The sequence below is a fragment of the Lachnoclostridium sp. An181 genome, from assembly GCF_002160325.1.
GTDB lineage: Bacteria > Bacillota > Clostridia > Lachnospirales > Lachnospiraceae > An181.
Genome location: NZ_NFKJ01000009.1, coordinates 28,529 through 41,258 on the forward strand (window position 1 = coordinate 28,529; position 12,730 = coordinate 41,258).

A 12,730-nucleotide genomic window follows, 5' to 3' on the forward strand; every position below is an offset into this window, starting at 1 on the left:
CTTTAAGAGATTATGAAGAAATTCTTAAGGCGTCCCTAAAAGAAAAAATACATCAGTACCAGCGCCTGCACAACAAGTATGAGCGGAACTCCAAAGGAAAACTTTTGGTGTTTGGTTTTGTGATGAAATGCTTTCATCCCAATCCAGGCCCCTGCGCTGCCCCCTGCGATGGCAATGCCAAGGAGCACTGCCTCCGAAATCCTCCATCTTCCTTTTTTTGCTCTCCTTTTATCTATTCCATAGAGAACCAGTGCGGCCAGATTGACCGCACACAAATAATATGTCAAACCATCGCTCATCATTCTTTCACCTCTATCAGCTGTCCCAGCGCAAAAGAATAAATGAGATTTTCTTTCACCCTTTTTCCCGTCATTCTTTCAAGCGCCTCTGCATAGTAGTACAACTGTTTTTCATATCTTCTTTTTAATTCTTCTGTCGAGGAAACACGGTCTGTTTTGTAGTCCACCAAAACGACACCGTCCGGTTCTTCAAACCATGCATCAATGATCCCCTGAACCAAAATCAGATCCCCGTCTTTCTCGCCTTCATATATTTCCTCTGGCTCTACCCCCATGACAAAGGGCTGTTCCCGATATAAGCTGCCGTTTTTCTGGGCATCTGTCATCCGCTTTGCAAGACTGGTATACAAAAATTTTTCCAGCTTTTCAACATCCAGAAGCTTCAGCATGTCGCCATCCATATACCCGCTCTCTCTCCACTGTTTCATCTGTCTTTGTATGGAAGTTTTTGTCCCTTCTTTCGTGAAATCCCAAAGCTCCAGCATCTTGTGGAATGCCGTTCCCCGAAAAGCTCCTCCGCTCTTTTCTTCGCGCATAAAGCTTGGCACATAAGTCTCATCTTCTTTTTTTCCGTACATATTCTCGCTGTACTCATCCTCAAACTCTGGCCTCTTAAGTTCAGACACTGAAAATTTCTGCTTTCTCTTCTGCTCATTTTCGTAAGGGTAGGAAAACGCAAACTGTTCGTTTATATTTTTCTCCATTTCTCTGTCAAAAGGTTTCTCCACAGGCAGATTTTCATAATTATCCTTTTTCCATCCTGTCTCCCTTATCTCCAGTTGTTTCTCCTCATATAACTCAAGAGGATCTACGATTTTCACTTTCACATCCGGAAGTTCTCTCTCCCCTTCCAGCGCAGGGATCAAAAATCCATAGTACGAATCCGCACTTGCGCGAAGATGAAACGGCATTTTGATCTTTCCGTTTCCTTTCCAGACCGCATACTTTTCCACTTTTTGCTCCGCGTCTGCAGCACTTCCCACAAGGATAAGTTTTTCTTTTGCCCTCGTCATTGCCACATAAAGAAGACGCAGTTCTTCTCCTGCATTTTCCAGTTTCAGCTCACGCTGCATCATTCGTTTCAATATGGTCGGCGCTTTTGTCCTGCGCTCCAAATCCACACAGTCCATACCTATTCCAAACTTTGGGTGCACGCAGATACTGTTTTTATAATCCTGTGTGTTAAATTTTCCGCTCATCCCTGCAACAAAGACAATTGGAAATTCCAGGCCTTTGCTTTTATGGATGCTCATGATGCGCACTACATCCGACACCTCGTCTGTCACACTGGCCTCCCCATAGTCGACCTCGTATTTGTTCAGCTTTTCAATGTAGCGCACAAAATGGAACACACCCTTGTAACTTGTTTTCTCAAATGCTCTCGCCTTTTCCACGAGCATGCGAATGTTCGCACTCCTCTTTGCGCCGTCCGGGAATGCGTCCATATAGTCCTCATACCCCGTCTCATCCATGATCTGAAACAACAGTTCATGGATAGCGGTGTAGGGGATCCGCTCCCGAAACTTCTCCACACCTGCCCAAAATGATTGGATTTTTTCCCGCAGACATTCATCCTCACCTTCTTTTGGATACCCGATCATGGCCTCGTGGAACTTCATACCCGGAAATTCCGCTCTCATCTTTGCAAGCTCCTCACTTGTAAACCCTCCAATGACCGACAGCATCACCCCTGCAAGCGGAATGTCCTGCCTTCTGTTGTCCAGAATCTTTAGATAATCCAAAAGTACGCTGATCTCCTGCGTCTGAAAATATCCTTCCCTGCTGCCTGTATACACCGGAATCCCCTCATCTGCAAATGTTTTTGCAAAGGTTTCTCCACAGCTTTTCGGACTCCTGACAAGAATGACGATGTCCCCGAAACGTACTGGCCTTTGTCTTTTACTTGTTTTATCCAAAACCGTGTGGGAACACAGAAGTTTTTTGATCTTTGCTGCAATGACTCTTGCCTCCCACTCCTTTGCATCCAAGCCTTTCCCATTTTCCTCTTTTGTATCGATCAGATACATTTCTGTCTTTCTGTCTTCTTTGGCCGGTCCCTGCTCGTCCCCGCCAAAATCTGCGCCCGGATACAGGGCTGCTTTCTCATCGTACGCCACATCCCCAAGATCCTTATCCATGATTTTTTCAAAGAAATAGTTTACGCTTGCCAAAACCTCTTCTCTGCTTCGGAAATTTTTGTGCAGGTCAATCCGAACCTTTTCTCCGCCTGTCTGGCTGTACGTCTCAAATTTTTCAATGAACAGCTCCGGCCTTGAAAGGCGGAACCGATAGATGCTCTGCTTTACATCGCCCACCATGAAAATATTGTAGATTCCATTCTCCACACCGGATACACTCTGAAGTATCGTCTCCTGGATAAAGTTGCTGTCCTGGTATTCATCGATCATGATCTCTTTGAACTGTTTTTGATACTCCTTTGCTGTCCTGGAAGGATACCGTTTTCCATCCTTGGAAACTGTCAGGATCTGCATGGCCATGTGCTCCATATCACCAAAGTCAATGAGATTTTTTGACGCCTTCTCCTGCTGAAATTCTTCAGAAAAACGGGACACCAGCTCAAACAGTACCCTCGCCATTTTCTCTGTATGGCACAAATCTTTTCTCATTTCCTCAGGTTCTTCGTAAAAATACTGCTTTACAATATCGTCCACCGTATCTTTCGCCTGTTTTTTTAGGTCTTTGACCGTATCTTCCAGCTCCTTTTCCACTTCAATCCCTTTGTTTGGTTTCAATCTCCCCCAGTTTAAAGATTTCATCTTTTCGTACATTCCGCAAAATGTTTTTTCCCTGCAAAGACTGTCCACATTTTCCCATGCAAGGTGCACATTTTCCTCATAATTTTTCGGTCCCAGCTCCATCCGGCAGATATCCTTTGCATTCTCCAGCACCTGTTTTAAGCTTTCCATATAACTATGGGTATTTTTTACGATTGTTTTTATAAATTCCTTTTCTTCCAACCCTGCAAGATTCTCTGCATGATATTGTTCCCTGCATTCGCTCATCCACTGAGCCGGAGATGGAAAACTTCTGGAAAATTCATAGACTTTTAAAATCAGTTCTTCCAGCTTTTTGTCATCCCTTCCTGACGCATAGCTTTCCGTGAAATCCAAAAATCCTTCGTCTGCTTCCTCATAGGCATTTTCCAGAACATTGTCCAGGACATCCTGTTTTAAAAGTTTCAGCTCCCCTTCCTCCGCAATGCGAAATCCCGGATCCAGATCAATCTCGTGGAAATGTTCCCGGATGACGGAAAGGCAAAAACTGTGAATGGTTGTGATCTTTGCATTGTGTACAAGGGTCGCCTGCTTTAAAAGATGAACATTTCCAGGATTTTCCTCGAGCGCTTTTTCAAGAGCATCTCTAAGGCGTTCCTTCATCTCCGCAGCCGCTGCCTCTGTGTAAGTCACGACCAAAAGCTCATCCACATTTAAGGGCGGGACATCTTTTGTAAGCCGCTTTATGATGCGCTCCACAAGGACTGCCGTCTTTCCGGAACCGGCTGCCGCGGACACGAGGATATTGCACCCTCTCATATCGATCACTTTTTGCTGTTCCTTTGTAAAAGCCACACTCATGATTCCAATTCTCCCTTCATCTTCTCAAACAGCTCCCCGTCATCCAGTTTTTTCCATCTTCTGTACGCATATCCTTCCAGCTTTTCATCAAACCCGCATACGGACCGGAACCTGCAGTAATCACACCCGCTTTTTCCCTCCATCTCATATGGATTCGGGGTGATCTCACCTTGGTTTATTTTCTTTTTCGTATCCTCCTCCAGTTTTTTTGCATAATCCTGCAAAATATGAAACTCCTCTGTCCCAATGGCTTTGGAGTACCGGTTCAATGTCCCGTCCTTTTTTCTCCCCGCCGGGATGACTTCTGATGATTGTCCCATATATTTGTCCAGATGCGCAATCACCTCGTCATTTTCATTGAGGAGCCCATCCAGCCTAAGCTCCTTTAAGATTGCGGACTTTAACTTCTCCTCGTCCATTTCCTTTGGCACAAACGGGTCCTTCATCTGATAATAGAAAATCCCTGCCGGAATGATTTCTTTTCCCGGGAAACGGTTTTTCTCGATGGCCAGAGCTGCATTTAAGTAGACTACAAGCTGCACCTGGATCCCGTGGTAAAAAGCAGTCATGTCAAAACTTTTGCTTCCTGTTTTATAGTCAATGATCTTGACGTAAACTTTATCCTCCTCTTCACAAATATCAAGCCGGTCAATCTTTCCTCCCGCAAACTTCACCTCATAGGCATCCGGTTTAAAATCCCCGCACGCAAGCTGATTGGTCAAAGCCCAGATGGTGCGCCGCATCATCTTTTTGAGTCTTGTCACAAGATACTCATTTCTCGCAGAACTGTACAGGATCGTATTACCGTAATCTGCAATGCTTTCTTCCACACTGTCACAAATCCACTCTTCCCGTTCCTTTTCGCCGACCTCCGTCCAGCTAAGCCCTTCCCGCTCCACTTTTCTTGAATACCGCTCCACTGCACGGTGGAAAATATTCCCAAAATCCAAAGCTCGAAATTCATACTGTTCCCGTTCTTTTAGCCTAAGTCCATAGGTCAGATAATGAGAAAAGGCACATGCCGCAAACCGTTCCATCCTCGTAGCGCTTGGCACCTGACCGTTTCCGTATAATTTCTCTGCCGTGGTTTCCATAAGAGTAAATTGGGGACTGCAATAGAATGCCCCGTCCAATATCCTCCTGATTTTTTCCTCCCATTCGGGATGGTTTTTATACCAGCGGTACAGCTCCAGCCACTCTGCACTCAAGTCCCCTTCCTTCAGCCCCCGGATCACATCTTGAAACGCTGTCCTTGGTGACAACTCCTTTTCTTTCAGTGCACACGCCTTCTCTTCCTCAACAGAAAGTCCCGGAAACAGGCGCAAAAGATCAGACACCAGATAAGCAGGACGCAGGCTTTTCCCTTCCGAGGATGTCCTGCTGTAGGATAAGATCAGTTTCTGTGATGGTTTTGTAAGATTTAAGTACAAGTAATATTTCTGTACGTATGCTTTTTCTTTTGCTCCCGGTGAGAGTTCCACATGAAGATTTTTCAGCTCTTCTCTGTTCTGAGCGCTTAAGATTCCCCCATTGTCCAGGCTGCCCGGTATGATCGTATCGTTCACCCCAAGGACAAAGAGCACCTTGATATCCTTTAGCCTTGTCCTCTCAAAATCCCCTGCCAGCACCTGATCCATGCTTGGCGGGATGATGCCCACTTTTGCCTCCGCAAGCCCTGCGTCTATCAGCTCACAGTACTCCAAAAGGCTGACCTCCTCCCCTCCAAGAAGACTGACAAACTGTTCCAGCACTCCAAGAACGATTCGGTATATCTGCTCATACTCTTTTGAGAGTGACACTTCTCCTGCTTTTGCAAGTTTCTGCCCCTGCTCCTCTAATTTTTTCTCTATATTCTGACTCACAAAAAATTCATAGAGCGCAGCGCTGATATCCTGCACTGTCTTCTTTCTCTGCCTTAACACAAACATCAAAGGCTCCATCCTCTCCACAAACTGCACCCGCATCCGGTTGACTTCTTCAAGATAAGCGGTATCCATGGAGTCTGTCCTTCTTATCCATGCACTCTGCCACTTTTTATACCCTTGTATCCCAAGCGCCCTCACATAATTTTCCAAAAGGTCTACCTCATCTCTGGAAAATCCAAATAGTTCTGTCCGAAGAAAACGAAACACACTTTCATAGCTAAAATGCTGGTTTGCCATTGCCAAAAGACTCCGCACATACTCCACAAACGGATTTAAGAGAATACTCCTTTTGTGGTCCATAAAAAGGGGAATATCAAATTTGACAAACTCTCTTTGAAGATAGTCTGCATACGCATTCATATCCCCGGCCACCACCGCGATCTCCCTGTAACGGATCCCTTCCTGGCGCACCATGCGTCTGATTTCCCCGGCAGCTGCCATGGCCTCCTTTGCAGGACTTTCAAGACAGCGGATCCTAAGGACGTCCTGTTCTTTTTGATACCGCCTCTTTTGATAACGGAAAATCGCCTTTTCCAAAAATGCCAGCACCTCATTGTCCTCAAATCTTCCTTTTGCATTTTGGTACAAAAGGATTGGCTCTTCTATCTCCACTTTAAGCTCTGCTGCCATTTTGCTCAAAGATACCACTGTTTTTTTCCCAAGTGCAAACAGCTCATACGGTCCTTGATACTTGTATGGATCTTCCCTTTCATCCATATTGACTGTGACCATGACTTTGCCGCAAATCTGCATGAACTTCCCAATCAGTCGGTTCTGTACAGGAGTAAACCCGGTAAATTCATCCAGCACGATCACACTGTCCTTTAATATCCTGGACTTACCGGCTACCTCGCTGAAAAGATCCAAAATCTCCTCTCCTGTGATATACGTATTTTTTAATATTTCAAGGAAACTTTCGTACAATGTCTGAATCTCTTCCAGTTTGTAGGACAGCGCATTCGTCTCCCCTAACTCCTCTCTGATCTCATCCAGTTTTTCCGGTCCTATATCATACTGCATCAGCTCCGATATAACGGACTTGATTTCGCTGATATACCCAAGTCTTCTTAAATTTTTCCCGAAAATTTTAAGTTCTGATTCTTTTCCCGATGCAGCTTTTCTCAGCACCAGATTTTTCCCCATGTCATCCAGCACGATTCGTTTCTGATTGCCCGTCTCTTCAAAGATGCGGTGCGCCAGTCTTCCAAAGCTTTGCACATCGATATTCATGATCCCGTGCGCCGGGTGCATATTCACAATCTCCTTTTGTATCTGCATGGTGAACTGTTCCGGCACGAGGATAATGTAATTTTTCCCAGGATTTTTTATGGATTCTTCAATTACTTTTTCATATACGTAATGGGATTTTCCGCTCCCTGCATTTCCAAATATAAATTGTAATGACATGTCCTGCCCTCCTATGGGACTTAGTATATCATGTTCTTTTGTTGTTGACACATATAGATTGTTTAATTTCGTGGTACCAAGCCCGTTGTGGACACGACATTTTTATGGATGGTCTGTAAATCCAAAAAGAAGAAGGCATCTCCCCTGTCATTTCATGACTTTTGAGACGCCTTCTTCTCTTATCCAGATCAAGGTTCCTTTGAACTTGACCTTGAATTTTCAGTATTATTTACTTGTTTCATCTTTTTTCTTCCAAACAAACGCTGCTGCTACGGCCGCCAGTATACCAGCTGCTGCCATTGCGGATGCATTTGTGGAATCTCCTGTCTTTGCAGATTTTTCTACTGTCTTCTGCACGTTATCCGCGGTATTTGTTTTTTCTGCGCTGTTGTCTGTCGTTGATGCCGCTGTACTTGTCTGTGCATTTGCAACGATCTCCTTTTCCGTTTCAGCCGCAGGTGTCAGTTTTGCTATTGCTCCTTCGAGGTTTTGTGTCGCTGTTTTTACTTCTTCTGCATTTGCCTGGTCGTCCTCATACACTGCTTTTGCCTCTGCAAATACAGTTCTAAACACTGCAAAACTTGCTGCTTCGTAATCGTTCTCATTGAGGATTGCTGCTTTGCTCAAAAGTTCTTCAAGCGCTGTCTTGTCAGGAACTCTCTGAAGTCCTGCCATTGCTGTAAGAAGATTCTGCCATGCATTATTTACATCCTCCTGCATAGCATCTCCGTCTGCCTGCACAGCCTTTGCAGCATCGAGAGCATCCGTAAATGCATCCTTTCCTTCGTCCAGATATACGGAAAGATCCGCATTCATTGTATCTGCAAGAGCGATCACTTTATCAAGATCAGTCTTATCGCCTTGTTTGAAGGATAGATACTGCATAACTGTGACGAGTTCCTGCCATGCATTGTCTACCATATCCTGTGTAACAGATGCGTCGCCGGAATGTACTTTTGCAAGGATATCCTGTGCATTTGCAAGTGCTGCATTGTATCTTTCCACTACAGATGCCACTACCCCGTCTGTGTTTACTCTGTCTGCAAGAGTCAATGCGTATTCCAATACATCTGTGGAAATTTCCTCTGCTTCTTTTTCTACAACGGCTGTTACTTTTGTCATTGCTTTTCCTCTGCCTTCGGAAGGAACCGTGACATCAGCGACACCGTCTACTGTGTAGTTTCCGTCTTCATCCATCTTACCTGTTTCGATATCTTCTTCATCCCAGTCTACCTGTACATCTTTCACCTCTCCTGTTGCCAGGTCAAGGCTCTTGACTGTATCCGGAAGATCCGCTGTTTCGCCCTCTTCTGCCACTACACTGATATCGCTCTCCAGAATATTCTTTGCAAACGCATCGTTCCAAACTTTAAAGGATGCGTTTAATGTAGCGTTATCTCCTCTTCCGCTGCCAAAGACATTGGTTCCTGCCCATGGCCAAACGCCCATTCCTACATTGTTTGGCACGTCGTTGATCGTCTTCATGATATTCATGGCATCATCGCCCTGAGACTGAATACTGTATTTGAATCCTACTTCATGGTTAGGATCTGCCATCCAGTCTGTGACTGTTCCGCTTGCTTTTGGTGAGCACTCTGCAATGTTAAACTGTACACCCGGGAGCATTTTGGAAAGTTCTACAATATTGCGCTGTACAGTGTCATATGTACCATGCCAGTCCGGATAGTAGGAAATACCAAGACGGTCTACCATTCCCCCTTTTGCCTCCAGACGTTCTGCAAGTCCGCTGATCAATGTCTTCACTTTTTCCAGAACAACATCCGGGTCAAGCTGCACTTTATCCTGTCCGGTTGGCTGCTCAAAGACGTTAAAGGCAAAATGCATCTCAGTCTGGATATCCAGTCCATTTTCTTCGTTCAGTTTCTGGACTGCCCGGTTTCCTGCGTCCACCAGACAAGACAGATTGTCAATGGAACCTAAAAATTCCTGATATGCCTCGGACGTTTTATCTCCGTTCGCCTCTTCGTATTTCATCCATTTGATTCCGCCGCCCGGAGCCAATTCATGGAGTCCTTGATTGTAATAATCGTGATGATGTACATACGGTGTGATCTCATCGTATTCCTGCCCCCACATCATACCATTTGTGATTTCATTTCCAATTGCCACGATTGATGGCGCTGTTCCCTGTTCGATCAGTGTTCCGATAGTCTCATAAGTATAGTCGTAAGTTGCCTGTACCAACTCATCAAAGCTAAGCCCTGCCCATGCATATGGTTTTGGCTGATTTTGCGGGTCTGACCAGCTGTCCGAATAATGGAAATCAATTGCAAGATTCTGGCCTGCTCCCTTGATCGCTCTTGCCACTCTATATGTATTTTCCGGTGAACAGTTTCCTGCGCTTTCATTTGGTTTTCCGCTCGTCTCGCTCTTTGGCTCATTCCAGATGCGCAGTCTTATGGTATCCCATCCAAGATCTTTGGTCAGACCAAAGAAGTTATTTCCGTTCTCAATAGATCCTTCGTCCGTAAATTTTCCGCCGCGGATCCCTTCCACAACAGGATTATTGCCTGCATTGTAATAGTAGGCATTCGTGTTGCCGCCCTGTTCGGAAGTATCGGAACCATTGTTCATATCCGGGCGCAGATAGTTTATGATCTGGAATTCTTTTAATCCGCCCGCATTGCCGGAAATCACATTTAACCGAAGATACCTCAGTCCTTCCATAGAAAAGATATCCGTAAATACTCCGCCCTTTCCCTCGTTTTTGCTGCGGTCTGCTAAAACTGTCCACTCTTCTCCGTCTTTTGATCCTTCGATTGTATACTTCCATGCATTTGTTCCGTTTGCAAAAACATTTACGATTTTATGGATGGCATCGTAACTTCCTCCAAGATCCACATTGAACACTGCCGGAAATTCCTCCGCTACCCAGGCTGTGTCCTCATCCTGATCCATTGCATTTTCTGCATTTCCCGTATCTGCAGCTGCTGTTACCCAATACTTGCCTGACAAGTTACTTTCCGCTGGTTCATATTCGGCACTTCCTTCCAGCGCCATACTGTTTGACGGAATCATACCGGCTGCTGTGACTGTCATAGCTGCTGCCAGCAAAATAGACAATACCTTTTTCTTCATCTTTTTCTTCTCTCCTTTCACACTTTTCTTATCCCGTTTTCTTCCGACTTGTATTTTCTGTTTTTTCACCCCCATTTTCTCTTTTATTTGCAATAGCTTTCTTCTATTGCCTTTCTTTGCTAATGCCTCTGTAAATAATTATATTTTGAAATAAACTTTTTTTCTATCCTATTTTCTATTATTTTTGTATAATTTTCTATTTAGTTTTTATTAGTTGGTCTATTTATATTTTTAAATTTATTTTTATACCAAAAAAACAAAACAACCAGCAGTTAAGCAATAATTATTACTCAACTACTGGTTTTATTGTATTTATTTTTAGCAAGAAAGCAATCTCTGCCGGCAAATCTCCGAACTTGCATTATTATTGAAATACTAAAATCATCAATAGGGAAGGTTTTTCTAATAATCCGTACTGCAACAAATGCTGCTCACTTAACCAGACCACTTTTGGATTTTAGGAAAAGGATATGCCTCCCTGATCATGAAATATCCCATTCTGTCCTTGCAGGACAGAAACGGTATGATATGGCATTGTTTTTTGAAAGAGAAAAATAGTATCACCGGTTACAATTTTACTATCATCACTGGTATGGGCGGGTGATTTGGCCTGTTGTAATACTGGCTCACGATCACAAGATACTTTTTTGTATCCAAATGATTTAAATAGTCCAGGATTGCATCCCGCTCTTCAAAGCCACTGTCCCCTCCACTGTAAATGCAAAGGCTCATAAGGCCTTTTTTCTGCAGCAATTTGAGTCCTTCTTCAATAGCCAGAATGCTTGTCTTGGCTTTTGTTGCAAGGGAATGGTCCCCGCCGGGCAAATATCCGAAGTTAAAGACAATACAACTCACTTCCTCTTTTACATATTTTGCCATCTTTTCATGTCCATCCAAAATCAAAAGGGCTCGCTTTAGCAGGCCCTTTTCGTTTAACCTTTTTTCTGTATTTACAAGCGCCTCCTTTTGAATGTCAAAGGCATAGACCTTGCCATTCTCACCGACAAGGCTGCAGAGTTTTTCCGTATCATTTCCATTTCCGGCAGTGGCATCCACACACACATCCCCTGGCTTTACATGTTCCTCCATAAAATGGTGGCACCACTGCGTGATCTGATAATTTTTCATCTTGTTTTTATTTTCCTTTTCCTAAAAGTTCTTTTCCTATATCCACCGGCACATAGGCGCGCACAAACACACCTTCTTCCCGGTACTCTTCTTCCAAAAGTTCCCCGTACTTGCGGATGGTCTGGATCTTCCCCGCCTCCTCATACGGATAGACATGCTCGATCGCCATCTTGCCCTTGCGAAGTATCTGCTCCAGGCTCTCCGTCAACCTGTCAAGCCCCATCCCCGTCTTTGCGGAAATAAAGACGACTTCATCTGCCTGGAAATCTTTTGCCGTACCGGAAACTCCTTCTTTGTCCTGCTTGTTAAATGCTGTCAGTATAGGTTTGTCCACAACCTCAAGCCCTCTTAACGTCTCATAGACTGTGTACATCTGCTGCTCCATCTGCGGGTTTGACGCATCCACCACATGCAGGATCACATCCGCATATTTCGCCTCTTCCAATGTACTCTTGAATGCTTCGATCAGATGATGGGGAAGTTTCCGGATAAACCCGACTGTATCTGTCAAAAGGATCTCCTGGCCGCTTGGAAGTTTCAAATTTCTCGTCGTTGGATCCAGGGTAGCAAACAACTGATCCTCCTCCAAAACACCTGCTCCTGTCAATGTATTTAAAAGCGTGGACTTGCCCGCATTCGTGTATCCCACTATAGCGATCACCGGAATCTTTGTGCGAAGTCTCTGTTCCCGTGTGATCTCCCTGTGTTTCCTCACTTCTTTTAATTCTCTGGAAAGCTGGGCAATTCTGTTTTTGATAAGGCGCCGGTCCATCTCCAGTTTCTTTTCTCCAGGTCCCCTTGTGCCGATTCCGCCTCCAAGCCTTGACATGGCGCGGCCAAATCCTGTCAGCCTGCTCTGTCTGTATTTTAACTGCGCAAGCTCCACCTGGATCTTTCCCTCGCTTGTCTTTGCGCGGCCTGCAAAAATATCCAGGATCAAAAGAGTCCTGTCCATGACTTTTGCGTCCAGCTCCTCCTGCAGGTTGTTCATCTGTGCAGGCGTGAGCTCATCATCACAGATGATCCCGTCTGCATCCGTCTCCCAGATAAGCTCCTTGATCTCATCGATCTTCCCTTTCCCCACATATGTGGCCGGATGGACGCTCTCCCTGTTCTGGATGACAGCGCCGACTGTCACAGCCCCTGCTGTCTTTGCAAGTTCTTCCAGTTCTTTCATAGAATTTTCGGTGTCATCGCCCTCCCTGGCACTGACACCGACCAATATCACTCGTTCCTTCTCCTGTTTTAATTCAATCAACTCTGCCATAAATCTTCC

Annotated in this window: 6 protein-coding genes; all 6 read right to left on the reverse strand. The window is 44.8% G+C overall.

All coding sequences use genetic code 11. From position 1 onward, the window contains the following. Nucleotides 1-35 precede the first annotated feature (35 nt). Entirely contained in the window at nucleotides 36-299 is a 264-nt protein-coding gene (locus B5F18_RS07170) for a DUF1294 domain-containing protein (RefSeq protein WP_087157001.1), read from the reverse strand. After that, entirely contained in the window at nucleotides 299-3,895 is a 3,597-nt protein-coding gene (gene addA / locus B5F18_RS07175) for a helicase-exonuclease AddAB subunit AddA (protein ID WP_087157002.1), read from the reverse strand. Before addA ends, B5F18_RS07170 begins: the two co-directional genes overlap by 1 nt. Then, entirely contained in the window at nucleotides 3,892-7,227 is a 3,336-nt protein-coding gene (locus B5F18_RS07180) for a PD-(D/E)XK nuclease family protein (protein ID WP_087157003.1), read from the reverse strand. Before B5F18_RS07180 ends, addA begins: the two co-directional genes overlap by 4 nt. Before the next feature lie 225 nt (nucleotides 7,228-7,452). Further along, entirely contained in the window at nucleotides 7,453-10,395 is a 2,943-nt protein-coding gene (locus B5F18_RS07185) for a glycosyl hydrolase 53 family protein (RefSeq protein WP_162607558.1), read from the reverse strand. A 498-nt stretch (nucleotides 10,396-10,893) separates the two neighbouring features. Further along, nucleotides 10,894-11,454 (reverse strand): class I SAM-dependent methyltransferase, encoded by a 561-nt coding sequence (locus B5F18_RS07190; RefSeq protein ID WP_087157005.1) that lies wholly within the window; start codon nucleotides 11,452-11,454, stop codon nucleotides 10,894-10,896. A 7-nt stretch (nucleotides 11,455-11,461) separates the two neighbouring features. Then, nucleotides 11,462-12,721: a GTPase HflX gene (gene hflX / locus B5F18_RS07195; protein WP_087157006.1), complete on the reverse strand. Its 1,260-nt coding sequence runs from the start codon at nucleotides 12,719-12,721 to the stop codon at nucleotides 11,462-11,464. Nucleotides 12,722-12,730 lie beyond the last annotated feature (9 nt).